21 protein-coding genes and 1 pseudogene are annotated in these 25,998 nt (G+C 69.4%); 11 read left to right on the top strand and 11 right to left on the bottom strand.

Annotation, left to right across the window (positions count from 1 at the left end; genetic code table 11):
* Positions 1–91: 91 nt before the first annotated feature.
* Positions 92–868 (bottom strand): polyphosphate--glucose phosphotransferase, encoded by a 777-nt coding sequence (gene ppgK, locus ACWDTS_RS12395; protein ID WP_450109133.1) that lies wholly within the window; start codon positions 866–868, stop codon positions 92–94.
* Positions 869–1,083: 215 nt separating this feature from the next.
* On the opposite strand from ppgK, the gene ACWDTS_RS12390 reads away from it, so the two are divergent.
* Positions 1,084–1,923: an inositol monophosphatase family protein gene (locus tag ACWDTS_RS12390; protein WP_197252650.1), complete on the top strand. Its 840-nt coding sequence runs from the start codon at positions 1,084–1,086 to the stop codon at positions 1,921–1,923.
* A gap of 3 nt (positions 1,924–1,926) precedes the next feature.
* Here ACWDTS_RS12390 and cei read toward each other — a convergent pair whose 3' ends face one another.
* Positions 1,927–2,610, bottom strand: a complete 684-nt coding sequence (gene cei / locus ACWDTS_RS12385; protein ID WP_450118271.1) for an envelope integrity protein Cei — start codon at positions 2,608–2,610, stop codon at positions 1,927–1,929.
* A gap of 367 nt (positions 2,611–2,977) precedes the next feature.
* On the opposite strand from cei, the gene ACWDTS_RS12380 reads away from it, so the two are divergent.
* Positions 2,978–3,280 (top strand): DUF4193 domain-containing protein, encoded by a 303-nt coding sequence (locus ACWDTS_RS12380; RefSeq protein ID WP_068162126.1) that lies wholly within the window; start codon positions 2,978–2,980, stop codon positions 3,278–3,280.
* A 61-nt stretch (positions 3,281–3,341) separates the two neighbouring features.
* Here the strand turns inward: ACWDTS_RS12380 and ACWDTS_RS12375 are convergent, their stop codons facing one another.
* Positions 3,342–3,845, bottom strand: a complete 504-nt coding sequence (locus ACWDTS_RS12375; RefSeq protein WP_450118270.1) for a DUF3093 domain-containing protein — start codon at positions 3,843–3,845, stop codon at positions 3,342–3,344.
* 41 nt (positions 3,846–3,886) lie between these two features.
* On the opposite strand from ACWDTS_RS12375, the gene dut reads away from it, so the two are divergent.
* Together dut and ACWDTS_RS12365 are read left to right on the top strand one after the other, a co-directional pair.
* The gene (gene dut, locus ACWDTS_RS12370) at positions 3,887–4,357 is read left to right on the top strand and encodes a dUTP diphosphatase (protein WP_197252642.1); all 471 of its coding nucleotides are present in this window, start codon (positions 3,887–3,889) and stop codon (positions 4,355–4,357) included.
* 1 nt (position 4,358) lies between these two features.
* Positions 4,359–5,204 (top strand): DUF3710 domain-containing protein, encoded by an 846-nt coding sequence (locus ACWDTS_RS12365; RefSeq protein WP_450118269.1) that lies wholly within the window; start codon positions 4,359–4,361, stop codon positions 5,202–5,204.
* Between the two features lie 62 nt (positions 5,205–5,266).
* On the opposite strand, the gene ACWDTS_RS12360 is transcribed toward ACWDTS_RS12365, so the two are convergent.
* On the bottom strand, positions 5,267–6,652 hold the full coding sequence (locus tag ACWDTS_RS12360) for a wax ester/triacylglycerol synthase domain-containing protein (protein ID WP_450118268.1): 1,386 nt from the start codon (positions 6,650–6,652) through the stop codon (positions 5,267–5,269).
* A gap of 23 nt (positions 6,653–6,675) precedes the next feature.
* On the bottom strand, positions 6,676–7,425 hold the full coding sequence (locus tag ACWDTS_RS12355; RefSeq protein WP_450118267.1) for an alpha/beta fold hydrolase: 750 nt from the start codon (positions 7,423–7,425) through the stop codon (positions 6,676–6,678).
* A gap of 136 nt (positions 7,426–7,561) precedes the next feature.
* On the opposite strand from ACWDTS_RS12355, the gene ACWDTS_RS12350 reads away from it, so the two are divergent.
* Both ACWDTS_RS12350 and ACWDTS_RS12345 read left to right on the top strand, forming a co-directional pair.
* Entirely contained in the window at positions 7,562–7,936 is a 375-nt protein-coding gene (locus tag ACWDTS_RS12350; RefSeq protein ID WP_197252645.1) for an OB-fold nucleic acid binding domain-containing protein, read from the top strand.
* Between the two features lie 119 nt (positions 7,937–8,055).
* Positions 8,056–8,724, top strand: coding sequence for a DUF3159 domain-containing protein (locus tag ACWDTS_RS12345; RefSeq protein ID WP_450109137.1), 669 nt, complete (start codon positions 8,056–8,058; stop codon positions 8,722–8,724).
* A 15-nt stretch (positions 8,725–8,739) separates the two neighbouring features.
* Here ACWDTS_RS12345 and ACWDTS_RS12340 read toward each other — a convergent pair whose 3' ends face one another.
* Complete coding sequence (locus tag ACWDTS_RS12340; protein ID WP_450109138.1) at positions 8,740–9,534, bottom strand: potassium channel family protein; 795 nt, start codon at positions 9,532–9,534, stop codon at positions 8,740–8,742.
* Positions 9,449–10,057 (bottom strand): annotated as a pseudogene (locus ACWDTS_RS12335) (potassium channel family protein); the annotation flags it as partial. The gene ACWDTS_RS12340 and the pseudogene ACWDTS_RS12335, both read right to left, overlap by 86 nt.
* 211 nt (positions 10,058–10,268) lie before the next feature.
* On the opposite strand from ACWDTS_RS12335, the gene ACWDTS_RS12330 reads away from it, so the two are divergent.
* The 5 genes from ACWDTS_RS12330 to dxs all read left to right on the top strand — a co-directional run bounded on the left by ACWDTS_RS12330 (position 10,269) and on the right by dxs (position 17,904).
* Positions 10,269–12,269, top strand: coding sequence for an APC family permease (locus tag ACWDTS_RS12330; RefSeq protein ID WP_450109139.1), 2,001 nt, complete (start codon positions 10,269–10,271; stop codon positions 12,267–12,269).
* Complete coding sequence (locus ACWDTS_RS12325; protein ID WP_450109140.1) at positions 12,266–13,558, top strand: class I SAM-dependent RNA methyltransferase; 1,293 nt, start codon at positions 12,266–12,268, stop codon at positions 13,556–13,558. The genes ACWDTS_RS12330 and ACWDTS_RS12325 overlap by 4 nt, the downstream gene beginning before the upstream one ends.
* A 127-nt stretch (positions 13,559–13,685) precedes the next feature.
* Positions 13,686–14,147 (top strand): MarR family winged helix-turn-helix transcriptional regulator, encoded by a 462-nt coding sequence (locus ACWDTS_RS12320; protein WP_450109141.1) that lies wholly within the window; start codon positions 13,686–13,688, stop codon positions 14,145–14,147.
* A complete protein-coding gene (locus ACWDTS_RS12315; protein WP_450118266.1) occupies positions 14,147–15,721 on the top strand; it encodes an MDR family MFS transporter in 1,575 nt (524 codons plus the stop codon). Before ACWDTS_RS12320 ends, ACWDTS_RS12315 begins: the two co-directional genes overlap by 1 nt.
* 248 nt (positions 15,722–15,969) lie before the next feature.
* Complete coding sequence (gene dxs, locus ACWDTS_RS12310) at positions 15,970–17,904, top strand: 1-deoxy-D-xylulose-5-phosphate synthase (protein ID WP_450109143.1); 1,935 nt, start codon at positions 15,970–15,972, stop codon at positions 17,902–17,904.
* A gap of 114 nt (positions 17,905–18,018) precedes the next feature.
* Here the strand turns inward: dxs and ACWDTS_RS12305 are convergent, their stop codons facing one another.
* The 4 genes from ACWDTS_RS12305 to ACWDTS_RS12290 all read right to left on the bottom strand — a co-directional run bounded on the left by ACWDTS_RS12305 (position 18,019) and on the right by ACWDTS_RS12290 (position 25,993).
* Positions 18,019–19,458 (bottom strand): sugar porter family MFS transporter, encoded by a 1,440-nt coding sequence (locus tag ACWDTS_RS12305; RefSeq protein WP_269437615.1) that lies wholly within the window; start codon positions 19,456–19,458, stop codon positions 18,019–18,021.
* Between the two features lie 113 nt (positions 19,459–19,571).
* On the bottom strand, positions 19,572–21,683 hold the full coding sequence (locus ACWDTS_RS12300) for a 3-hydroxyacyl-CoA dehydrogenase NAD-binding domain-containing protein (RefSeq protein WP_450118265.1): 2,112 nt from the start codon (positions 21,681–21,683) through the stop codon (positions 19,572–19,574).
* Positions 21,684–22,904: a thiolase family protein gene (locus ACWDTS_RS12295; RefSeq protein ID WP_197252536.1), complete on the bottom strand. Its 1,221-nt coding sequence runs from the start codon at positions 22,902–22,904 to the stop codon at positions 21,684–21,686. It abuts the gene before it with no gap.
* Between the two features lie 176 nt (positions 22,905–23,080).
* Positions 23,081–25,993 (bottom strand): FAD-binding and (Fe-S)-binding domain-containing protein, encoded by a 2,913-nt coding sequence (locus ACWDTS_RS12290; protein WP_450118264.1) that lies wholly within the window; start codon positions 25,991–25,993, stop codon positions 23,081–23,083.
* Positions 25,994–25,998 lie beyond the last annotated feature (5 nt).

Genomic DNA, 25,998 nt, shown 5'->3' with positions numbered 1-25,998 from the left:
AGCTCCGGCGGAGAGGTCTGTCGGGATCGGACCGGTTCACGGCCGGCTGTGCACCATTGTAACGATCGTCGTGACGATCGATGTGGCGGACTCAGGGAGTGACGCCTGTTTCCGCAGCGTATGCGGCTCCGGCGATGCCTGCGGTGTTGCGGAGTTCGGCCGGTACGACGGGCGTGGTGTTCGTCAGCAACGGAATCCACTTGTCGCTCTTGCGGCTGATGCCGCCGCCGGCGACGAACAGATCCGGCCACAGCAGCGCCTCGAACCGCGACAGCACCCGGGAAACCTCCTCGGACCATCGCTTGTAGGACCAGTCCCGGTCCTCCTTCACCTTCGACGACGCGCGATGCTCGGCTTCCTTGCCGTCGATCTCCATGTGACCGAATTCGGTGTTCGGGAGCAGCACCCCGTGGTTGAGCACCGCCGAACCGATGCCGGTGCCGAACGTCAGCAGGATCACGACACCCTTCACGTTCTTCGCCGCCCCGAACCGGTCCTCGGCGATACCGGCCGCGTCCGCATCGTTGAGGACCGTCACCTCGCGCCCGCCGAGTGCCTTCGAGAACAGCGCACGCGCGTCGGTCCCGATCCAGGACGGATCGATGTTCGCGGCCGTCAGGGCGACGCCGCCCCGCACCACGCTCGGAAGGGTCAGACCGACAGGGCCCTGCCATCCGGCCTCGGCGACGATCTCGGTGACCGTGCCGGCGATGGCGGCGGGTGTCGCCGGCTGGGGAGTGAGGATCTTGATGCGCTCGCCCACCAGCTGTCCGGTGGACAGGTCGACGACGCCGCCCTTGACGCCGCTGCCGCCGATGTCGATGCCGAAACCGAGATTCGCCGCGTCGGGGCGGGTTTCCTGCGTCATCCTCGTGCTCCCTGTCGTGTGTGGATGGGCGTCGCTCGTGCCGTCACATTAGTGCGAACCGGGCCGGGCCGTGGGTGGTGTGCGGGCGTGGCGTGTGTTCGGATGGGCGGGTGAGCGAATTCCAGCCACCGGACGCCCTCCGCGGCTCCGATGTCACCGACGCGGTCCGCGTCCCCGATGTCACCGAGGCGGCCGACTCCGGCGATCACGAGGCGCTGCGCGCGGTGGCGGTGGCGGTGGCGGTGGAAGCCGCCACCCACGTCCGTGCCCGCCGACGCGAACTGTTCGGGTCGGATCCCGCCGCCGAGGCCGGTGCGGTCCGGACGAAGTCGACGATCACCGATCCCGTCACGATCGCGGACACCGAGAGCGAGGATCTGATCCGCCGACGGCTGACGCAGCTGCGCCCGGGCGACGGATTCCTGGGTGAGGAAGGCGGCGGCGATGCCGCGACGGGCGAGTTCCGCGTGCGGTGGGTCGTCGACCCCGTCGACGGCACGGTGAACTTCCTGTACGGGATCCCGGCGTTCGCGGTGTCGGTGGCCGCGCAGATCGACGGACGTTCGGTCGCCGGGGCGGTCGTCGACGTGACCACGGGCGACACGTACTCGGCGGCGGCCGGTGGCGGAGCCACGCTGACCACCGCGGACGGCATCGTCACGACCCTGCGCTGCACGCCGGTCACCGACGTGCGGCTGGCCCTCGTGGCGACGGGGTTCTCCTACGACGCCGACCGCAGGGCCCACCAGGGCCGGCTCGTCGCCGAGTTGCTGCCACGGGTGCGCGACATCCGGAGGATCGGCGCCGCCGCGCTCGACCTGTGCATGGTCGCGGCGGGCCGGCTCGACGCCCACTACGAGCACGGGCTGAATCCGTGGGACTGGGCGGCCGGTGCGCTCGTCGCTGCGGAGGCGGGAGCGTCGCTCCGGCTGCCCGCCGGGTTCGGTACCGACGGGGAACTCACCGTGGCGGCCGCTCCGGGCATCGCCGAGGAGTTCCTGGCCATGCTGACCGAGATCGGAGCCGACGCCCCGATCACGTCCCGGCGGGGGTAGCGTTCAGCAGCGTGCCGTGCGTGCGGCGGCGAGCAGATCGATGTCCAGCGGAGCGGTCTGCCCGTCGACCGGCGCCTCCCGCAGTGCCTGCAGGACCTCCTCGGCGTCGGCGTTGGGGGAGATCTCGCGCGAGTAGGTGCCCAGCGCCAGGTCGACGGTGTCGTCGGTGCGGGTGTCCTGGATCAGTTCGGCACACGGCGCGACCAGCCAGACGGTGCTGGCGGCGGCGAGCCCGTCGGGACCGAACCGGATCTGACCGTGGCACTGCATGTTCTGATCGACGTAGACCGGGTCGTTGCCGGCCTGCACGTCGGGAGCGCTCGCGAAGCCGTAGTCACCGAGCTGGGCCGCGACGTGCGTGGCCTGACCACGTTCGCCGTTGGCGTTGAATACGCGCACCCGGGTCGCGGCCACCGGGGCGGGTTCCACGTCGAGCAGCGTCGAGCGGCTCACGACCTCCCCGAGCGGCGCCGGCTCGGGCCCGCCCGGTTCGGTCGCCGCGGTCGGCGGGGCATTGCACGCGACCGTCGTCGTGTCCGGCTCCGACGACGAGAATACCGAGAGCCAGACCACCATCGTGATCGCCGCCAGGATCGCGAACAGGACGGCGACCGGGGCCGTGCGTCGCCGGACGAAGGGCCGGCCGCGCTTGTCCGTCGCGCTGCCCTCGGTGATCAGGGAAACCACGCCGCCCTGCCTCTCGTCGTTCTGTGTGGGGGTGCGGACATCACTGTAGAGGTCGCACCCGCGTGTCACGAGGAGGCGGTCGGCCCCAGGAATGTCTCGAGTTGCTGTGGTGTTGATGACAATTGATCGTCAATTCGCGCACACGCCCGAAACGGTTGAGAAATTCGCCTCGCCGTCGGCTATTGTTCGGCGGCCCGGTCGTCGAGGGAGGCGGCCACAAGGGTTCGGAAACGGAAGCCCGGGGTATGTCCGAGACCGGGACACCACCAGCGGGAACTTCCCGTGACAGTCGGGCGTTGCCCTGGCCGGAGAGCACCAACAGGGCTCGCCGGAAGAGCATCGGCACGAGGACTAGAGGTAAGAGGATATGGCGACTGACTACGACGCACCGAGGCGAACCGACAGCGACGAGGTGTCGGAGGATTCACTCGAGGAACTGAAGGCGCGACGCAACGAGGCGCAGTCCGCGGTCGTAGACGTCGACGAATCGGATACGGCCGAATCGTTCGAACTTCCCGGAGCCGACCTCTCCGGTGAGGAGCTGTCGGTCCGGGTCGTTCCGAAGCAGGCCGACGAGTTCACCTGCTCGAGCTGTTTCCTGGTTCACCACCGGAGCCGGCTCGCGAGCGAGGAGAACGGCGTCCTGATCTGCCGGGACTGCGCGGCCTGACGGCTGCGCCGGGGACAGCGGGAGACACGGCCCCGCGGTCCCCGGAGAGAACGTGGCCGTGTCAGCTCTTCGAGGTGTCCGCACATCCCAAGGCGGCCAGCAGTTCTGCTGGCCGCCTTGTGCTGACCAGCCAATAGGGTGTCGGATCGTCCGGATCGTTCAGGACGACCAGCGCCATCGTGCCCACCCACGGCCGATGGGAGACGTAGGCGGCCGGATCGAGCTGCCGGCCCATGGCTGCACTCTTCGCGCTGGCGGGAACGACGACACCGCGGGCGATCACGTCGATCGGCAGGTGAGCGCGGTCGACGACGAGCTCACCGCCGACCACCCGGATCTCCTTCCGGGACAGCCACCACAGGATCCACACCGGAACGATCAGCAGGACCACGTAGGGCAGCCAATCCGGCAGGGCGCGAGCCGCCATGTTCAGCTCGGCGGCGAGCAGGGCGGCCACACCGAAGCCGAGGGGCCACCACCACAGAGGCACCCACAGACGTTCGGAGTAGGTCGGGGAACCGGTCGCGCTGCGGGCGGCGGCCCCGGGACGAGATGATTCAGACACGTCGTTCAGAGTAGTCGCCTGCACGGGTAGTCTCGGTCCACGTGACCGAGCTACCAGCCATCCCGCTTCGCCGTCTCGACCCGGGAATCCCCGTGCCGCGTCGGGCCCACGCCGGTGACGCCGGCGTCGACCTGTGCACCACCTCCGACGTGACCATCGAACCGGGCAGGCGGGTGCTGGTCGGAACCGGCATCGCGGTGGCGCTGCCGATCGGCACCGTCGGGCTGATCCACCCGCGGTCCGGCCTGGCTGCGAAGTTCGGCCTGTCCGTCGTGAACACCCCCGGGACCATCGACGCCGGCTATCGCGGCGAGATCAAGGTCTGCCTGATCAACCACGATCCGGAACAGCCGATCGAACTGCGGCGCGGCGATCGCATCGCGCAACTCGTCGTCCAGAAGGTCGAGCTCGTGGATTTCGTGGAGGTCGACGAACTCGACGGCACGACCCGTGGTGCGGGCGGATACGGATCGAGCGGCGGGCACGCCGGGCTCGTCAAGGAAGGTATGTGACATGTTCGGACGCCGTAAGAAGAACCGCGCCGAGTCCACCTACGTCGACGACGCCGCCTACGACTACGACGAGCACGACGACGAGGCCGGCGGTGATCCGCCCGCACCGGGAACCGGTCCGTTCGACATCGACGACATCGGTGAGGACGCGATCGGCACGACCCGGCTCGACCTCGGTTCGGTTCTCGTGCCGATTCCGCCGGGCGGGCAGATCCAGGTCGAGATGGCGCAGAACGGCGCACCGCAGGCCGTGCACCTGGTGACCCAGTACGGCCGGATCACTGTGACGGCCTACGCGGCACCCAAGTCGCCCGGCCAGTGGCGCGAAGTCGCCGGCGAGCTCGCAGACACACTGCGCAACGACAATGCGACCGTGAGCATCGAGGACGGCCCCTGGGGTCGTGAACTGCACGGCGTCACCCCGAACGCCGACCTGCGGTTCATCGGCGTGGACGGGTACCGCTGGATGATCCGCTGTGTCGTGGCGGGACCGTCCGGTGCGGTCGCCGCAAACGCACCGCTGGTGGAAATCGCGCGGGCGGTCGTCGCCGACACCGTCGTCCGCCGCGGCACCGATCCGCATCCGGTACGCACGCCGCTCCCGGTTGTGCTTCCGAAGGCGCTGGCCGAGCAGCTCGCTGCGGCCGCCCAGCAGCAACAGCAGGCCCAGCTGCAGGCCCAGCAACAGCGGCTTCAGCAGGGACAGATGCCACCGCAGCCGGGTGGGCAGCAGATCCCCGGCCGGCAGCCGGGAGCGCCGCTGACCCCGCCTCCGACACCCGCGCCGCAACCGCCGCGACCGCGGCGGGGTGAGTCCGGCTCGGCCATGCAGCAGCTCGGCTTCTGAACCCGGCCGGATCCGCGCTTGCGCATCCGCCGGGTTCATCGCCCGGGTTCACGGCCGCGGCCTCACACTCCCGGCCTGACCTCCTCCAGGACATCGGCGAAGGCCTCCTCGAGCAGCGTGGCGTAGCGCTGCGCGTCCGGCATCACGTCCGGTGAGGTGATCACCGTCAGGGTGAGGTCGTCTCCGAGGCCGAACAGCCCGTGGATGAGCGTTGCCTCCGATGTCAACGGTGGGCAACCCGCACCGAACAGGAGTGGACGCCCGGCCAGCGCCCACGGCGTGGTGTTCTTCACCCGGATGCTGGTGAGCGCGGTGTGCATGCGCGGGGCCGGGCGTGCGTCCAGCCGACGTCGGCTCGCGGCGAGTTCCCTCGGCAGCACGAACGACGGAATCGAGGCGGCGTCGGTCAGCCGGCGCAGGGAGGCCGCCGTCGCCGTCTCTCTACTCTCGATCAGCGACGCCTGGACCGCGGCGGCACGCTCCGGGATTGCGTCGATGCCCGGGTGCAGTAGGACGTTCGTCCAGCCGATTCGGTTGATCCCGAGCGACTCCGGCGCCGCCCCCACCGCGAGGGTGACGAACGCGGTCAGATCCTGTGGGCACCGGCCCTCCGTATCGGTGAGATAGCGCTGCAGGGCCAGCGAGATGGTGGTGAGCGCGAGCGCGGTCACCGTGACGTTCCGGGGCAGCGAACCGACCCGTCCCAGCCGCAGCACCAGCAGCGTCCGACGGTCACCGGGATCTCGGTTGAGCCGGGTCGAGGTGAGCTCCGGTGCGGGCGCCGATCCGGCGGCTCCGGCCGCCCGCGCCTGCTTGGCGTCCCGCACCGCGGCGCGGATCGTACGGACGTAACGGATCGTCGCGCGAGGGGCGCGCGCGAGCCCCCGCGCCGCCGCGAGCACGGGATTGAGGCGCGGCTCGACCGGTCCCAGGCCGGGAAAGTGCACCGGTTCGGTGCCCTGGCCGTAGAAGGCTTCCCACAGGGGATGGACGATCGGTCCCGAGATCAGGGAGTGGTTTCCGCGGAACACCACGACCGTCGCGGGGCCCGTCGCGCCCGGAGCGTCGCGGACGCCGTGGAAGATGTCGAGCCGCCAGGCGGTCTCCCGCGCGTCGAGGGAGGCGGCAGCCAGGTCCTCGAGAACGTCGAGCAGGGCCGGCCAGTCCAGTCCCACCCGCTCGTCGTGCACGATCCGCTGTTCGACCGGCAGATCGTCGGCCACCCAGTACGCATGGTCGAGATGCCCGGGAACAGCGACGAAGCGCCGGTTCAGCTCCGCATAGATCGGTGCACGCCGGCGGAAGTGCTCGGTGATCTCCGCGGCGGTCGGGGGTGTCCCGGCCCCGGAGTCGAAGACCCAGAAGTTGAGCGGATCGAGGTGGTGACCTCGATCGGCTTCCAGTACGTAGGCAGCGTCGATCGGCTGCACTTGTGATGTCAATGACATGCCGGAGGTATCGCGGGTGTTCGTCACGCGGTTACACGCTCCCACACGGCCAGGCAGCCCGCCCCGAGAATCGCCGGATCTGCACCGACCTCGGCGAGGGTGACGGTCGTCAGAGCGGCGCAGGGCAGCAGAGCGGCCCATTCCTGCGCGACGGCGAGCGGGTGGACCGCGTCGTCGACGGCGGCGGTGATCCCGACCGGCACCCTCACGCCCGCGAGAGCCTCCGCGTCGAGTGCGTGGAAGGCCGCGGCCTCCTCGAGCGCGGACGGCAGGTCCGGCCACTGGGCACGCCAGGACCGCGACAGCTCCCGGCCCAGCCATGCCGGGCTCGATTCGACCATCGCCGCGACCACAGGCTCGAGCCCGTGCGTACGCAACTCGTGCGCCGTCCACCGGGCACTGGCTGCGGCGGGCGCCTTCTCCGGGGAGCCGGTCCACGCCGGAAGCGCCGCCAGGACCCCGACTGCATCGGACGGGTGCTGCGCCGCCCAGTGCAGGGCCACTGCAGCGCCGATCGACACCCCGCCCGCGAGGATCGCGCCCGTGCGGGCCTCACGGTCGAGGGCGTCGAGGTAGCTGCCGACGACGCGCCGCGGGTCCGGGTCCACGGCGACGACGCGGATGCCGCGACGCTCGAGCGGGGCCCGGAACGCGGCGTCGGCGAACTGCGCGTCGGAGCCGGTTCCGGGCAGGACGACCGCGGTGAACGGCAGGTCACCGGCGGTTTGAGGTAGGTCCTGCGTGGGGAACACAGTGGGATCGGCATCGGCCATGCGTAGATAGTGCCGAACGCGAATCGAGGGTGCCGCACCGGATGTGGTTGTAGGTCTCGATTCGGTCTACAGTGGCCGTCAGAGACCCCTATGTGCGGAATGCGATCCATGCCGCACCCGTTTCAGGAGCGCTGTTATGGCACCCGCCACCGGTTACTTCCGCCGACTGACCCGCCGGTTGACCGAGGACATCGAGAGCATCGACGCCGAGGAGATCGCGGAGTCGTCCCAGGCGACCGGAGCCCGCAAGGCCGCCGAATGCACGCGAGGCGAGGAAGTGACGATGTTCGGGCGTCTGCGCAGCGTCGAGACCTGTTCGAAGGCGGCCAGTGCGACGGTCGAGGCAGAACTGTTCGACGGCACCGACTCGGTCGTGCTCTCGTGGATCGGACGCCGCCGCATCCCGGGCATCGAACCGGGCAAGACGATCCTGGTCCGCGGCCGCCTCGGAGAACGCGACGGCGCGAAGATCATCTACAACCCCTACTACGAGCTGCGCGAACGAGTCTGATCCTCGGTCGCCGGCCCCCGGCGACGGCGCGTGGCCGGTGGGATCCGCCCGCGCGTGCTCGTGATCATCACCCCCCTGAGCGGAAGGTGCCGGTGCCCCGTTGTGGCACCCTCGTAGGAGTGAGCGACAGCAAGCAGCCGACGGTACTCGAGCAACTCGGTGGATTCAGCGGGTTGGTGTCCTCGACATTGCCGGTCCTGGTTTTCGTCCCGGTCAACAGCCTCTGGGGTCTGACCGCGGCGATCTGGGCGGCGATCGCCGTCGCGACCGCCGTTCTGGTGTGGCGGCTGGCGCAGCGCACCCCCATCCAGCCGGCGATCTCGGGGTTCATCGGGGTGGCGGTGTGCGCGTTCATCGCCCACCGGACGGGTGACGCCAAGGGCTACTTCCTGTTCGGGATCTACAGCAGTCTCGCGTACGGCGCGGTCTTCCTGGCGTCGGTGCTGGTGCGCTATCCGCTCGTCGGCGTGATCTGGGGAATGCTCAACGGCCAGGGCACCGGGTGGCGTGCCCACCGGGACGCGGTGCGTGCCTACGACCTCGCGACCGTGGCGTGGACGCTGGTCTTCCTGGCCCGGTACCTGGTGCAGAACCACCTCTACGATGCCGACCGCACGGGCTGGCTCGCGGTCGCCCGCATCGGCATGGGCTGGCCGCTCACCGCGGTCGTGCTGCTGGTGACGCTGTGGGCGGTGCGTCGTGCCGATCGCATCGTCGAACCGGCCGTCACCGACGAGGGCGAGGACGCCTCGCTGCCGGGCGGCGAGACGCGCCGCGACGACAACTGACCGGAACCGGTACTCCTAGAGCCCGATCGCCTCGCGCAGTTCCTGTTCGACCTCGACGGACGCGACGAACAGCAGTTCGTCGCCACCCTCGAGCGGATCGTCGGGCTGCGGCACGATCACCCGATCGCCCCGCAGGATCGTCACGAGCGCCGCGTCGCGCGGCAGAGCCAGCTTCCGGACCGGCTTGCCGGCGAGTGCTGTCGTGTCGGGCAGTGTGATCTCGACGAGGTTGGCGCCCTTGCGCAGCGTCATCAGGCGAACCAGGTCGCCGACCGAGACCGCTTCCTCGACGAGGGCGGCGAGCATCCGCGGCGTGGACACCGCGACGTCGACGCCCCACGACTCGTCGAACAACCATTCGTTGCGGGGGTCGTTGACGCGCGCCACCACCCGCGACACGGCGAATTCGGTGGTCGCGAGCAGGCTGAGCACGAGATTGGTCTTGTCGTCGCCGGTGGCGGCGATGACCACGTCGTAGTTCTGGAGTTCGGCCGCTTCGAGCAGACTCAGCTCGCACGCGTCGGCGTGCACCCACTTGGCGTCCGGTACCGATTCGGGTTCGACATGCTCGAGTTTGCGTTCGAGCAGCATGACCTCGTGCTTGTTGCGGATGAGTTCGCGCGCGATCGAGCGCCCGACGGCGCCCGCACCGGCGATCGCCACCTTCATCTGCGTGGTCCTCTCAGTCGTTCTCGGCGGGCGGGTTCGCGGCCAGCGCGAGCGCCTCGGCGACGGTGCCCGACACCGCCGCGATGTACACCTGGTCGTCGGCCTGCAGCACCGTCTTGCGGTCGGGCAGCAGCCCGGCACCGAAGCGGATGATGAACGCGACCCGAGACTGTGTCGCGTCCTCGAGTTCCGTGACGTTACGGCCGATCCAGTCCTCGTGGAGGCTCACCTCCGCGACCGCGACCGTCCCCGTCGGGTCGCGCCAGCGGGTGGTCTCGGCGTCGCGGACGAGCGCATGCAGGAAGCGGTCCGTGGTCCACGGGACGGTCGCGACGGTCGGGATGCCGAGCCGCTCGTAGACCGCGGCGCGCTTGGCGTCGTAGATGCGGGCGACGACCCGCTCGATTCCGAATGTCTCGCGCGCCACACGCGCGGAGATGATGTTGGAATTGTCACCCGACGACACCGCGGCGAAGGCGTCGGCGCGCTCGATTCCGGCTCGCACGAGCACATCCCGGTCGAATCCCATGCCGACGATCGTCTGTCCGGGAAAGTCCGGACCGAGGCGCAGGAAGGCGCTGGGGTCGCGGTCGATGACCGCGACCTCGTTCCCGAGACGGACGAGTGCTGCGGCCAGCGACGATCCCACTCGACCGCACCCCATCACCACCACGAACACGCTCGATCTCCGTTCCGCTGCTACGCCCGACCGGCAACGTCCATTGTCCGGCGGTCGCCGGGTTGCCGAACCGAAACCGTACCGCCCCGTGCGGCGATCGCGCGTGCAACCAGCATCCAGGCTCCACAATTCGGCCATATCGGACAGGGGAGCGGGTCGGGGGTCCATCGGACGTGCGACGGCTTAGGCTTTGCGAGTGTCCAAGCTTTCGACCGCCACGAAGCGGTTGTTGTTGGGTAGGCCGTTCCGTAGCGACACGCTCGGCCACACCCTGTTGCCGAAGCGGATCGCCTTGCCGGTCTTCGCATCGGACGCATTGTCCTCGGTGGCGTACGCGCCCGAGGAGATCTTCCTGGTCCTTTCGGTCGCCGGCATGTCGGCCTTCGTGTTCGCGCCGTGGATCGGGGTGATGGTCGCGATCGTGCTGGCCGTCGTCGTGGCCAGCTATCGGCAGAACGTGCACGCCTATCCGTCCGGGGGTGGCGACTACGAGGTCGCGACCACCAATCTCGGTCCAACCGCCGGCCTGACCGTCGGCAGCGCCCTCATGGTCGACTACGTGCTCACCGTCGCGGTGTCGATCTCGTCGGCCGCGGCGAACATCGGCTCGGCGGTGCCGTTCGTCGCGCAGCACAAGGTGCTCTTCGCGATCATCGCCATCGCGATCCTCACCGCCGTGAATCTGCGGGGTCTGCGGGAGGCCGGGACCGCCTTCGCCATCCCCACTTACGCATTCATGTTCGGTGTGCTGGTCATGCTGGTCTGGGGCCTGACCCGCATCTTCGTGCTGGGGGAGGACCTGCAGGCTGAATCGGCGGGGTTCGAGCTGACGGCCGAACAGTCGAACCTGACGGCGATCGCGTTCGCGTTCCTCCTCGCCCGGGCCTTCTCCTCGGGTTGTGCCGCCCTGACCGGTGTCGAGGCCATCAGCAACGGCGTGCCGGCGTTCCGGAAGCCCAAGTCGCGCAACGCGGCGACGACCCTGCTGATGCTGGGCGGCATCGCGATCACGCTGCTGCTGGGTATCATCGTGCTCGCCGAGAAGATCGGTGTCGTGATCGCCGAGGACCCGGCGACCCAGCTGCAGGGCGCCCCGGAGGGATACCACCAGAAGACACTGATCGCGCAGCTCGCGGAAACCGTGTTCGACGACTTCCCACTCGGCTTCTACCTGATCACGATCGTCACCGCCCTGATCCTGGTGCTCGCCGCCAACACGGCGTTCAACGGGTTCCCGGTGCTCGCGTCGGTGCTGGCCCAGGACCGGTATCTGCCACGCCAGCTGCACACCCGTGGCGATCGCCTCGCGTTCAGCAACGGCATCCTGTTCCTGTCGGGTGTCGCGATCGTGTTCGTGTGGGTGTTCGGCGCCGAGGTCACCCACCTCATCCAGCTCTACATCGTCGGGGTGTTCGTGTCGTTCACCCTGAGCCAGACCGGCATGATCCGGCACTGGACCCGGCACCTGGCGACGGAGACCGATCCGAACCAGCGCCGCCGCATGATCCGGTCGCGCGTGGTCAACACGATCGGCCTCGTCATGACCGCGACCGTGCTGGTCATCGTGCTCATCACGAAGTTCGTTGCGGGCGCGTGGATCGCGATCGTCACGATGATCGCGATCTTCGGGCTGATGAAGGCGATTCGCCGGCACTACGACAGCGTCGCCGCGGAACTCGAGGGCACCGAATGGGACGGTGTGCTGCCCAGTCGCACGCACTCGATCGTTCTCGTCTCGAAGATGCACCATCCGACGATGCGCGCCCTCGCGTACGCGCGGGCGACCCGCCCGGACACGCTCGAAGCGGTCACCGTCAACGTCGACGACGCGGACACCCGCCAGCTGGTGCGGCAGTGGGAGAGCAGCGACATCACCGTGCCGCTCAAGGTCGTCGAATCGCCCTACCGGGAGATCACGCGCCCGGTCCTCGAATACGTCAAGCGGGTGCGCCGCGATTCGCCGCGCGACGTGGTGACCGTGTTCATTCCGGAATACGTGGTCGGGCACTGGTGGGAGCAGATTCTGCACAATCAGAGCGCGCTGCGCCTGAAGAGCAGGCTGCTGTTCCAGCCCGGGGTGATGGTCACGAGCGTGCCCTGGCAGCTGCACTCGTCGGCTGATGTACGCAAGGAACGAATCGACGCGGCGCCCGGTGCGGTACGGCGCGGACTCGACGATCAGGAGGAACAACGGTGAGCCGGCACGAACGGCAGGTCCCGCCGACGGATTGGTCGGGTCGCCGGATCGAGGTGATCCTCGGCAACCCCGCCCACGGCGGCTCGACCGTCGCGCGCTACGAGGGGCGGGTGGTATTCGTCCGGCACGGGTTGCCCGGCGAACGGGTGATTGCGCTCGTCACCGAGGATCGCGGTGGGGCCTACTGTTTCGCCGACGCGGTGCAGATCCTGGAGGCCTCGCCCGACCGGGTGCACCCGGTGTGCCCGATCTCGGGGCCGGGCGGCGCCGGCTGCTGCGACCTGTCCCACGCGAGCGTGCCCGCGCAACAGCGCATCGGCGCCGCGGTGGTGGCGGAACAGTTGCGTCGGCTCGGCGGGATCGACCGGCCGGTCGAGGTCGAACTGCTCCCCGGCGGCGAGCCGGACGGCACCCGATGGCGGACCCGGGTGCGCCTGGCCGTCGACCGGGTCGGAAACCCGGGCTTCCGCCGGCACCACAGTCACGACGTGGAGACGGACCTGGCGTGCCCTCAGATCGAGGCGCGCGCGTACGTCGGGCTGACCGACCGGGTGTGGCAGCCCGGTGCCGAACTGCAGGTGGTGCTGGACGCGGACGGCGAGCGGCACGTCGTGGAGATCGCGCCGCCCCACGTGTCGCGGACCGGTCGCCGTAGTCCCGGTCGCCGGGGTGCGTCGGCGCGGCGCGCGGCGGCGAGTGCGCCGCGCGCGGAGAAGGTGATGGAGGGTTCGGGCCGTCCGGTCGAACGGGTCGGGACGCGGGAATGGAGGCTCTCCGCGACCGGATTCTGGCAGGCGCACCGCGGCGCCGCCGCGACCTATTCGCGGGTCGTGGGGGAGTGGGCCGATGCCTCCGCGGGGGCGACGGCCTGGGATCTGTACGGCGGGGTCGGGGTGTTCGCGGCCGCGTTGGCCGCCCAGGTCGGTGAGGGAGGCCGGGTCGAGTCGGTCGAGTTGTCGCGCAGTGCGATCGACGACGGCGCTCTCGCCCTCGCGGACCTGCCGCAGGTGCGGTTCCACCACGGGCGGGTCGAACGGGTGGCCGCGGAGCTGCCGCGTCCCGAAGTGGTGGTGCTGGATCCGCCGCGCGCGGGCGCGGGCCGCGAGGTGATCGAGACGATCACCGCGGCGGAGCCGCAGCGGATCGTGCACATCGGATGCGATGCCGCGTCGTTCGGTCGGGACGTGGGGCTGTATCGATCGCACGGTTTCGAACTCGCCGATCTGCGGGTGTTCGCGGCGTTCCCGTCGACGCACCACGTGGAGTGCCTGGCGCTGTTCACGCGCTGACCGTCGTCGACAATCCCGGCACGGTGGGCCCGTGCCGGGATTCGTCCGTTTTAGGGCTAATTGCTTGCAGCAATCAACTAACGTATAGTTGCATGACGCAAGCAATTGATTCGAACGGAGTAGGCGGATGGCGGTTCCCACGGACACGGCAAGCGCCCTGGTCGACGTGATCTTCATGCTCGGCCGCACGGTCCGGACCGCACTGTCGCAGATCGACGAGGAAGCGCTGCCCGCCGCGTTGGTGGGGGTTCTCTTCCTCTTGTGGCGCACCGGCGAATGCCGGCAGAACGAACTCGCCAGCGAGATGTGTGTGAGCCAGTCCGCCTTGAGCCGCCAGATCGGGGAGCTCGTCGAGCGGGGCTACATCGACCGGCATCCCGACCCGGACGACAAACGCGCCCACCGAGTGAGGGTGTCCGACACCGGTGTCGAGCTGCTGCGCGGGGTCCGGGACCGCCGCGCCGCGCGCCTGAAGGACGCACTCGCCGGCTGGGACGAAACCGAAATGGACGACGCGCTGCGGGTGCTCGGCCGCCTCAACGACACGCTCGCACCCGTTCTCACCGATAACGCACGAAGGACCGCCTGATGACGCAAACGACACACGGAGCACCGGGGACACACCCGGGTGACTCGATGACACACCGGGAGATCCTCGAAGCCCTCGCCGGACTTCTCGCCGCGCTGTTCACCGCGCTGCTCAGCAGCACCATCGTCGCGACGGCGCTGCCCACCATCATCGGTGACCTGCAGGGCAGCCAGACCCAGTACGCGTGGGTCATAACCACCGCCCTGCTCGCGAACGCCGCCAGCACCCCGATCTGGGGGAAGCTCGCCGACCTGTTCAACAAGAAGACGCTCGTGCAGTCCGCGATCGTCATCTTCGTCGCCGGTTCGCTTCTCGCCGGTGTCGCCCACAACGTGCCGGTGCTGCTCGCCGCCCGCGTCGTCCAGGGTCTGGGTATGGGCGGTCTGACCGCGCTCGTCGTCGCGATCATCGGCACGATCATCCCGCCGCGCAACCGCGGCCGGTACTCCGGCTACATGGGCGCCGTCATGGCGGTGGCGATGTCCGGCGGTCCGATCCTCGGCGGCGTCATCGTCGACAGCCCCCTCGGCTGGCGCTGGTGCTTCTACGTGTGCGTGCCGATCGCGGTGATTTCCCTGGTGCTGCTGCAGCGCACCCTGCACATCACCACGGAACGCAAGAGCGACGTGCGCATCGACTGGCTCGGCGCGACCCTGCTCACCGCCGGTGTCAGCGTGCTGCTGGTGTGGGTCTCGTTCGCGGGCTCGAGCTTCGAGTGGTTCTCCACCGAATCGGCCCTGTACGTGATCGTCGGCGTCGCGCTGCTCGTCGCCACCGTGATCGTCGAGTCCAAGGTCGCCGATCCGGTCGTCCCGCTGAAGATCATCACCGAGCGCACCACCGGACTGGCGATCATCGCCTCCGTCGCCGTCGGTATCGGCCTGTTCGGCGCCACCACCTTCCTCGGCCAGTACTTCCAGACCGCGCGCGGCTTCAGCCCCACCGAGGCAGGCATCCTGACCATCCCGATGGTCGCGGGCACGCTCGTCTCGTCGGTCGTCTCCGGCCAGCTGATCACCCGCTTCGGTGAGTGGAAGGCCTTCCTCATCGGCGGTGCCGTCCTGCAGTTCGCCGGATTCGCGCTCCTGGGCACGATCGATCACACCACGTCGCTGTGGCTGATCGGGGTGTACATCGCGATCGTCGGCCTCGGCACCGGCATGCTCATGCAGAACCTGGTGCTCGCGGTGCAGAACACGGTCAGCGTCCGCAACATCGGTGCGGCCAGCAGCTCGGTCGCGTTCTTCCGCACCTTCGGCGGGGCGATCGGCGTGTCCGTCCTCGGCTCCATTCTGGCCAGCCGGGTCGCCACCCTGTCGGCCGAGGGCTTCGCGAAGATGGGCATCGAGACCGGTTCGGGCGCCGGCGGCGGCAACCTCGACCTGGGCGCTCTGCCGGAGCCGGTCGCGGCGATCATCCGCGGCGCCTACGGCGACGCCACCGGTCTGCTGTTCCTGGTCGCCGCTGCGTTCGCGGTCGTGACCCTCGTCGCGGTGGTCCTCATCCCGAAGCGGCAGCTGCGCACCACCATCGACATGGTGCCGGAGGAGAAGGAACCCGTCTCGGTGTCCTGATCCGCCGTCACGACAATCGCATCGAACGCCGTGTACCCCTGGTGCACGGCGTTCGGTCTGTGCGGAGCGGGTGAACGATCGGGGCCTTTCTGTGAGGAACATCACGATGGTCCGCCGGTGAGGTCATAACCTCATGTGAGACCCGCCGTGAGGCCGGTGCGTGGGCGGAAGTGCTTCCTGCGCTCCGTAGACTGAGTGGAACTGCTCGCGCGCCACCGCGTGAGTCGAGCCGGAGGGAGCAAAACCAGTTGGGTGTCCTTTCCCGCATCCAGTCGCCCGACGACGTGCGGCGGCTCACGCCTGCCGAGGTCAAGGAGCTCGCCGGTGAGATCCGGCGGTTCCTCGTCGAGAAGGTTTCCGCGACCGGTGGTCACCTCGGCCCGAACCTCGGTGTCGTCGAACTGACCCTCGCCCTGCACCGCACCTTCGATTCGCCGCACGACCCGATCCTCTTCGACACCGGCCACCAGGCCTACGTCCACAAGATCCTCACCGGTCGCGCCGACAGCTTCGACACGCTGCGCCAGAAGGGTGGCCTGTCCGGTTATCCCTGCCGCGCCGAGAGCGAGCACGACTGGATCGAGTCCTCGCACGCGTCGGCGGCCCTGTCCTACGCGGACGGCCTGGCCAAGGCGTACGCGCTCACCGGGCAGCGCGACCGCACGGTCGTCGCGGTCGTCGGCGACGGCGCCCTCACCGGTGGCATGTGCTGGGAAGCGCTCAACAACATCGCCGCCGGTAAGGACCGGTCGGTGGTCATCGTCGTCAACGACAACGGACGCTCCTATGCGCCGACCATCGGGGGTCTCGCCGACCACCTGGCGGCACTGCGGATGCAGCCGGGCTACGAGAAACTTCTCGACAACGGCCGGCGCTTCGTGAAGAAGCTGCCGTGGGTCGGTCCGGCCGCCTACTCGGTGCTGCACGGGATGAAGGCCGGCATCAAGGATGCGATCAGCCCGCAGGTGATGTTCACGGATCTGGGCATCAAGTACCTCGGTCCCGTCGACGGGCACGACGAACCCGCCCTCGAGGGGGCCCTGCGCCGCGCCAAGGCGTACGGCGGACCGGTCCTCGTGCACGCGGTCACCCGGAAGGGCGCCGGCTACGCTCCGGCCGAGAACCACCTGGCCGACCAGATGCACGCGACCGGCGTCATGGATCCCCGCACCGGCCGGTCCACGTCCTCGGCGTCGGTGCCGGACTGGACGTCGGTGTTCTCCGACGAACTCATCGCGCAGGCACAGGATCGCGCCGACATCGTGGCGATCACCGCCGCGATGGCCGGGCCGACCGGGCTTGCCAAGTTCGGCGAACGGTTCCCGGACCGGATGTTCGACGTCGGCATCGCCGAGCAGCATGCGGTCACCTCCGCGGCGGGCCTGGCGCTGGGCGGCCTGCACCCGGTGGTCGCGGTGTACTCGACGTTCCTCAACCGCGCGTTCGACCAGTTGCTCATGGACGTGGCCCTGCACAAGCTGCCGGTCACCCTCGTGCTCGACCGGGCGGGTATCACCGGCTCCGACGGCGCCAGCCACAACGGCATGTGGGACTTCTCGCTGCTGGGAATCGTGCCCGGCATCCGCGTGGCCGCACCGCGTGACGGCGCGACCCTGCGCGAGGAACTCGGCGAGGCGCTCGCGGTCGACGACGGCCCGACTGCTCTGCGGTTCCCGAAAGGAGCGGTGGGCGAGGACATTCCGGCGCTCGAACGTCTCGACGGAACCGTCGACGTGCTGCGGATGCCGGACGGGCGCAGCGGCGACGTGCTGCTCGTTGCCGTCGGCGCGTTCGCCGGTCTGGCGCTCGACACCGCCGAACGCCTCGCGCAGCAGGGCATCACCGCCGCGGTCGTCGACCCGCGGTGGGTGCTGCCGGTCCCGGCCGCGGTGACCGAACTCGCCCGCAATTTCCGGGTCGTGGTGACCGTGGAGGACAGCGGCGTGCACGGAGGTGTCGGATCCGCGGTCGCGGCTGCGCTCAGCGACGCCGACGTCGACGTGCCCACCCGCGAACTGGGTGTGCCGCAACGGTTCCTCGAGCACGCCTCGCGCAGTCAGATCCACCAGGAACTCGGGTTGACCGCGCAGGACGTGGCCCGTCGCATCACCGGATGGGTCGCGGGACTCGACTCCGCCGACGCGGCGGAATCGGTCGAGGAACGCAACCGCGGCGTCGGCTGACCCACTGCTCCGCCGCCTCCGAAAACGCCACCGCTCGTGCGTGTTTTCGGTAGCGGGCGCTACCGGAACCACGCACGAGCGCGGGGGGCTGCCGACCCGTCGCGCAGTGCTGCGTCAGGTGTGCATCTCCTCGAGTTCCATGCCCTTCGTCTCCGGGATCTTCGCCTTCACGAAGAAGAACGACAGCAGCGCGAAGAACGCGAACAGGCTGTAGAGGAACCACAACCCGACCGTGCCCGTCAGAGGCGGGAACGCCAGGGTGACAGTGAAATTCGCCAGCCAGTTCGCGGCCGTGCTCAAACCCAGAGCGACGGCGCGCATCCGGTTGGGGAACATCTCGCCGAGCATCACCCACATGATCGGGCCCCATGTCGCGGCGAAGAACACCACGAACATGTTGGCGCCCACGAGCGCGACCGGACCCCACGGGCTGGGCAGCTCGACGTTCTCGCCTTCGCCGATCGCCTGCGAGAAGGCGACGGCCGCGAGCACCAGGCTCACGAACATCCCGATCGAGCCGATCATGAGCAGGATCCGTCGTCCGATTCGGTCCACGAACAGGATCGCCACGAATGTCATCGCCACGTTGATCACCGACGTGATCACCGAGGTGGTGAAGGATTGGTTCTCGCTGAACCCCACCGACTTCCACAGTGTGGTCGAGTAGTAGAAGATCGCGTTGATGCCGACGAACTGCTGGAAGATCGCCATGATGATGCCGATCCACACCAGCGGCTGCAGGCCGAACCGCGGACCGCGGATGTCCCCGAACGAGCGCGTCGATTCGCGCCGGAGCGTCAGCCGGATCTCGTGCACGCGTTCGTTCGGCCGGAGCTCGCCGGTGATGTTCGCGAGGATGTCCGCGGCCTCCTGGTCCAGGTTCTTGCCGACGAGAAAGCGCGGTGACTCCGGAATCATCAGCGCCAGAATGCCGTACACGAGAGCGGGAACCACGCCGACGAGGAACATCCAGCGCCACGCCTCGAGGCCCCACCACAGATCGTTCGACGGGCCGCCGGCGGCGTTCTGCAACACCGCATCCGACAGCAGGGCCGCGAAGATGCCGATGGTGATGGCGAGCTGCTGCAGCGAGGCGAGCGCGCCGCGATAGCGGGCCGGTGCGATCTCGGAGATGTAGGTCGGTGCGATCACCGACGCGATGCCGATGCCGAGGCCGCCGATCACACGCCATAGCATCAGATCCGGAACACTGAACGCGTACCCGGAGCCGACCGACGAGATCACGAACAGTGCGGAGCCGAGCAGCATCACCTTCTTGCGGCCCCATCGGTCGGCGAGTTCCCCGGCGAACCAGGCGCCGACGGCGCAACCGAGCAGGGCGATGGCGACGGCGAAACCGGTGAAGAAGTCGCCGAGACCGAAGTTCTCCTGGATCGAGTCGACCGCCCCGTTGATGACCGAACTGTCGAAGCCGAACAGGAATCCGCCGACGGCCGCGGCGACCGTCACGGCGATGACCTTGGCTGCGTGCCCACCGGAGGGTTGCGTCATGGGGCACCTACTTTCGTCGGGCGTCGCTGCCGCGCTGTCCAATCCGAATCAACGCTACGCCGGAAGTGCCTGCTCGCACGGCCGTTTGTGCAACGACGGCGCATCACCGTGCGGTGATGCGCCGTCGTCGGGTGCCGGTTCGTCGAGGGCGGAGGTCAGCGGGGGACGCTGGCGACTCCCGGCTCGAGGAATCGCTTGCCGTTCACCGCTTCCGAGGTTCCGGTGCGGTCCAGGTACGGGGTGATGCCACCGTTCCAGAACGCGAAACCGCCACCGAGGATCAGGCACAGGTCGATGTCCTGGGGAGCCGCGACCACGCCCTCCTCGAGCATGATGCGGATCTCCTCGGCGAACGCGCGGCGGGTGCGGTCGAGCACCTCGTCGGCGGTGGAGGGCTTGTCACCCTGCGGCCACAGCGCGGCGACCTCGGGATCGACGACCTGGCCGTTCTCGCCGTAGGTCCACACGCCGGGCTTGCGGGCCTCGACGAGGGCCGACAGGCCGGCCGACGGCTTGAACCGATCCGGGTACGCCGCCTGCAGCGTCTCACCCGTGTGCAGGGCGATCGCCGGGCCGACGAGCGCGAGCAGCGTGAACGGGCTCATCGGCATGCCGAGCTCGGCCACCGCATTGTCCGCGACGTCGAACGGGGTGCCCTCGTCGACGGCGGCGATGACCTCGCCGAGCGTGCGGGTGACCAGGCGGTTGAACACGAAGCCCGGCTTGTCGCCGCACAGCACCGCCGACTTCTTCAGCGCCTTCGCGGTCGCGAACGCCGTCGCGAGGGTCGCGTCGTCGGTCTTCTCGCCCTTGATGACCTCGAGCAGCGGCAGGACCGCGACCGGGTTGAAGAAGTGGAAGCCCACGACCCGCTCCGGGTGCTGCAGATCCGCCGCCATCTCCGTGATCGACAGCGACGAGGTGTTGGTCGCCAGGATCGTCTCGGGGGAGATGTGCTGCTCGAGCTCGGCGAACACGTTCTTCTTGACGTCCATGTTCTCGAAGACGGCTTCGATGACGAAGTCGGTCTTCGCGAACGCGGCCTTGTCGAGCGAACCGGTCACCAGTGCCTTGAGGCGGTTGGCGGCGTCCGGGGACAGCCGGCCCTTGCCCAGCAGCTTGTCGATCTCGGTATGGACGTAGCCGACACCCTTGTCGATGCGCTCCTGGTCGATGTCGGTGAGGATCACCGGGACCTGGAGCTGCTTGACGAACAGCAGCGCGAGCTGGCTGGCCATCAGGCCCGCGCCGACGATGCCGACGCCGGTGATCTTGCGGGCCAGCGACTTGTCCGGGGCTCCGGCCGGGCGCTTGGCGCGCTTGTTGACCAGGTCGAACGCGTACAGGCCGGCGCGCAGTTCGTCGGAGAGCAGCAGGTCCGCCAGCGCTTCGTCCTCGGCGGCGAACCCGGCCGCGAGGGACGCCGCGTCGGAGATGTCGGTGCCGCGGGCGGTCTCGAGCAGCTCGATCGCCTTGGCCGGAGCCGGAGCGAAGCCGCGGGTCTTGCCGTCGACGAGCGCCTTGGCGCGGGCGATCGCGGCATCCCAGCCGGCGCCGCGGTCGATCTCCGGGCGGGCCGGAGTGATCTCGCCGGCCAGGACCTTCGCGGCCCACGCGAGGGACTGCTCGAGGAAGTCCGCGGATCCGAGGACGATGTCCGCGTAGCCGAGGTCGGCGGCCTGCTTCGCCTTGATGGTGCGGCCGTTGTTGAGCGGGTTCTCCAGGATCAGCGTGACCGCGGCGTCCGGGCCGACGATGTTCGGCAGCAGCTGGGTGCCGCCCCACGCCGGGACGAGGCCGAGCATGGTCTCGGGCAGGCCGAGGGCCGGCACGTTGTCGGCGACGGTGCGGTAGTGGCAGTGCAGACCCACCTCGAGGCCGCCGCCGAGGGCGAGGCCGTTGACGAACGCGAAGGTCGGGACCTCGGAGGTGCACAGGCGGCCGAACACCCGGTGGCCGAGCTGCCCGAGTTCGAGGCCCTGCTCCCGGGTGGTCACGGCGGGCACACCCTTGAGGTCCGCGCCCGCGGCGAAGATGAACGGCTTGCCGGTGACGGCGATCGCGGCGGGGTTCGCGGCGAAGGCCTCGTCGAGCGCGGCGTCGAACGCGAGCAGACCCTTCGGGCCGAACGAGTTCGGCTTGGTGTGGTCGAAACCGTTGTCGAGGGTGATCAGCGCGACCTTGCCCTCGATACCGGGAACGGACACCAGCTTCGTGTACGCGTTGGTGACTACCTCGTCGGCGAAAGCATCGATTATTGCGGTCATTTACTTCTCTCCCGCCCGGTAGTCGGCGTGGTTGGGGTTCTCCCAGATGACGGTGCCGCCCATGCCGAGGCCGATGCACATGGTGGTCAGGCCGTAGCGGACGTCCGGGTTCTGCGCGAACTGGCGGGAGAGCTGGGTCATCAGGCGCACACCCGAGGAGGCGAGCGGGTGGCCGCAGGCGATGGCGCCGCCCCACTGGTTGACGCGCGGGTCGTCGTCGGCGATGCCGAAGTGCTCGAGGAACGCGAGCACTTGCACGGCGAACGCCTCGTTGATCTCGAACAGGCCGATGTCCTCGATCTTCAGACCGGTCCGGGCGAGCACCTTCTCGGTCGCGGGGACCGGGCCGATGCCCATGACGGCGGGATCGACACCCTGGAACGCGAAGCCGACCATCCGCATACCCACGGGCAGGCCCAGTTCGGCGGCGGTGTCCTCACCGGCCAGGATGCACGCGGTCGCGCCGTCGTTGAGACCGGCGGCGTTGCCTGCGGTGATCCGGCCCGCGGTGCGGAACGGCGTCTTGAGCTGGGCGAGGTCCTCGACGGTGGTGCCGGGGCGCGGCGGCTCGTCCTCGGTGGCCAGGCCCCAGCCGTTCGCCGACCGGGTGGCGACGGGCGTGATGGTGTCGGCGATGAAGCCGGCCTTCTTCGCGGCGTCGTACTTGTTCTGCGACGCGACGGCGTAGGCGTCGGTGCGCTCCTTGGTGATCGACGGGAACCGGTCGTGCAGGTTCTCGGCGGTGTTGCCCATGACCAGCGCGGACGGGTCGACCAGGCGGTCCGCGAGGAAGCGCGGGTTCGGGTCCGCGCCCTCGCCCATCGGGTGGCGGCCCATGTGCTCGACGCCACCGGCGACGACGACGTCGTACTGGCCGAAGCCGATGCCCGACGCGGTGGTGGTCACGGCGGTCATCGCACCGGCGCACATGCGGTCGATCGCAAAACCGGGAACGGTCTCGGGCAGACCTGCGAGGATCGCCGAGGTGCGGCCGATGGTCAGGCCCTGGTCACCGGTCTGGGTCGTGGCCGCGATCGCGACCTCGTCGACGCGCTCCGGCGGCAGCTGCGGGTTGCGGCGCAGAAGCTCGCGGATCGCCTTGACGACCAGGTCGTCGGCGCGGGTTTCGGCGTAGATGCCCTTCGCCCCGGCCTTGCCGAAGGGGGTGCGGATGCCGTCGACGAACACGACGCCGCGTTGCGTTGAGGTGGTTGGAGCCACGCTGATTCCTCCTGATGGAGCGATGCTCTCGTCTCGTCGCAGTCCGCGACGAGCGGTGGGTTCCGGCCGTGGAAGGTCCGACGCATGAGAGCCTACCCGACGTTACCGCCGAGTAACTTATCACCTTCGGCACAGGTGGGAGACGCGGTTGCGGGGTTGTGATGCGATGGTGTCGATCACGTGTCCGAGCCCCCTCGGACCGCGGCGGCGAGCAGCTGTGCGGCGTGCTGCGGGGTCACCGAGGGCAACAGGTCGCGAATCTGTGTACGGCAGCTGAACCCGTCCGCCAGAATCGTCGTCCCCGGATCGGCCGCCCGGATCGCAGGCAGCAACTTGTCCTCGGCGCACGCGACCGACACCTCGTAGTGGCCGGCTTCGAATCCGAAGTTCCCGGCGAGCCCGCAGCAACCGGCGTCGAGAACAGTGGTGTCCACACCCGCGTGGTCCAGCACCGTGGCGTCGTCGCGGTAGCCCATCACCGCGTGCTGGTGGCAGTGCGGCTGAATCAGCGCCGGCACCCCGAGCGCGTGCGACGGGCGCCAGTCCGGCGCCCTCGACTGCAGCAACTCCCCGAGGGTGAATGTCTGCGCCGCCAGCCGCCGGGCGTCCTCGTTGCCGGGCATCAGCTCGGGCAGATCCGACCGGAACACCGCCGCGCAGCTCGGCTCGAGCACCACGACGGGAGTGCCGGAACGCAGGACCGGAGCGAGCAGCCGCAGGGTACGGGCGAGCACCTTCTGCGCGACCGCGAGCTGTCCCGTCGAGATCCACGTCAGGCCACAGCAGGCGAACTCCTCGGGGACCTCGACCGCGAAGCCTGCGGCTTCGAGCACCGTCACGGCGTCCCGGGCGATGTCCGGCTCGAAGTTGTCGGTGAACGTGTCCGGCCACAACACCACCGGCCCGTGCACTCGGTGCGGCGGCGGGGGCTCGCGCCGTCGCCACCACTGCGTGAACCGCTGCCGGGCGAACCGCGGGAGAGTTCGCCGAGGGTCGATGCCCCCGGCCCGGGCGAGCAGCGGCGACAACCCACGCGCGTGGGCGGCGGCGTTGACCACGGAGGGGGCCGCCGAGGCGACCCGGGCCAGCACCGGCAGCCAGCCCATCGAATAGTGCGCGCGGGGACGCACCCGGCCGCGGTAGTGGTGGAACAGGAACTCGGCCTTGTAGGTGGCCATGTCGACGTTGACGGGGCAGTCCGAGAGGCAGCCCTTGCAGGCCAGGCACAGATCGAGCGCGTCCCGGACCGCCTCCGAGCGCCATCCGTCCGTGATGACCTCGCCGTTGAGCATCTCGAACAGCAGCCGGGCGCGACCGCGGGTGGAGTGCTCCTCCTCGCCGGTGGCCCGGTAGCTCGGGCACATCACCCCGGACTCGTGACCGCGGCACTTGCCCACGCCCACACACCGCGCGGCGGCGCGCGAGAAGCGGTGGTCGTCGTCCGGGAACCCGAACCGGGTCGCGGGTTCGAGCGGCAGGTACGCGGAACCCTGGCGCAGGTTCTCGTCGAGCCGGTAGGGCGCGACGATCTTGCCGGGATTCATCCGGTTACCGGGATCGAACAGGTTCTTGAGCTCCCCGAACGCCGTGACCAGCCGGTCGCCGAACATGATCGGCAACAGCTCTCCGCGGGACTGGCCGTCGCCGTGTTCCCCGGACAGCGACCCGCCGTATCCGACGACCAGGTGTGCGGCCTCCTCCACGAAACGGCGGTAGCGTGCGACGCCGGGCGCGGTACGCAGATCGAAGGGGATGCGGGTGTGCACGCACCCGTGGCCGAAGTGCCCGTACAACGAGGCGGTGCCGTAGTCGTACCGGTCGAGCAGATCCCGGAAGTCCCGCAGATAGTCGCCGAGACGCTCCGGGGGGACCGCCGCGTCCTCCCAGCCTTCGTGGGTCTCCGGCCCGTCCGGGGGATAGGCGGTGGCGCCGAGTCCCGCCTCGCGCGCGGCCCACACCTTCTTCTCGAGGGCCGGGTCGTCGAGCACGCGCGTCGACGCCGACCTGTCGCGTTCCAGGTGCGCGATCATCGCGCGGGCCCGCTCGTCCGACTCGTCGGTGCTGTCGCCGGTGAACCGCGCCAGCAGCCACGCGGATCCCTCCGGCAGTTCGGCGAGCGCCTTCTCGGCGAGGCGCTTGCTGTGCTCGAGCGTGACGAGCCGGTGGTCGATGCCCTCGAGTGCGGCTGGATCGTGTTCGAGTACGAGGGGCACCGCGTCCGCGGCCTCGACGATGTCGCCGAATCCGGCGACGACGAGCGTCTCGGCGGCCGGGACCGCAACGAGATCCAGTTCGGCGCGCAACACCGTGACCAGGGTGCTCTCCGAGCCGGTGAGCAATCCCGCCACGTGGAAACCGTTCTCCGGCAACAGTGAATCGAGGTTGTAGCCGGACACGCGCCGCGGAATCCGTGGGTAGCGGGCGCGGATCTCGTCGGCGTACGAGTCGCGCAACCGGCGCAGCCCCCGGTAGATCTCGGCGCGCCGGCCCCCGGCGGCAACGATCCGGTCGAACTCGTCGTCGTCGGTGGCTCCGACCCACATCCGCAACCCGTCGTGGGTGAGCACCTCGAGGCGGCGCACCGAATCGACGGTCTTGCCGTACGCCTGGGCCGTCGAACCGCACGAGTTGTTGCCGATCATGCCGCCGATGGTGCAACTCACGTGCGTCGAGGGCTTCGGACCGAACATCAGGCCGTCCGGGTCGAGCTTGTTGTTGAGGACGTCGAGCGCGATGCCGGGTTCGACCTGCACGGTGCCGGCGTCGGCGTCCACCGACAGCACGCGGTGGCAGTACTTGGTCCAGTCGAGCACCACCGCGGTGTTGCAGCACTGACCGGCCAGGCTGGTGCCGCCACCGCGGGAGAGCACCGGCACGTCGCGTTCGTGGCACACCGCGACCGCGGCGACCGCGGCTTCCGGGGTCCGGGGCACCACCACACCGATGGGCACCTGACGGTAGTTCGAGGCGTCGGTCGAGTACGCGGCGCGCGAACCGGGGTCGAACCGGACCTCGCCGTCGACGCGGTCCCGCAGGTCCTGCTCGAGCGCGGCGAACGGCAGTGTGGACCGGTGGAGTTCGGAAGTCATTGCCG

It is taken from the genome of Rhodococcus sp. NPDC003383 (genome assembly GCF_053589115.1).
This window is presented reverse-complemented; position numbering and strand designations above follow the sequence as displayed.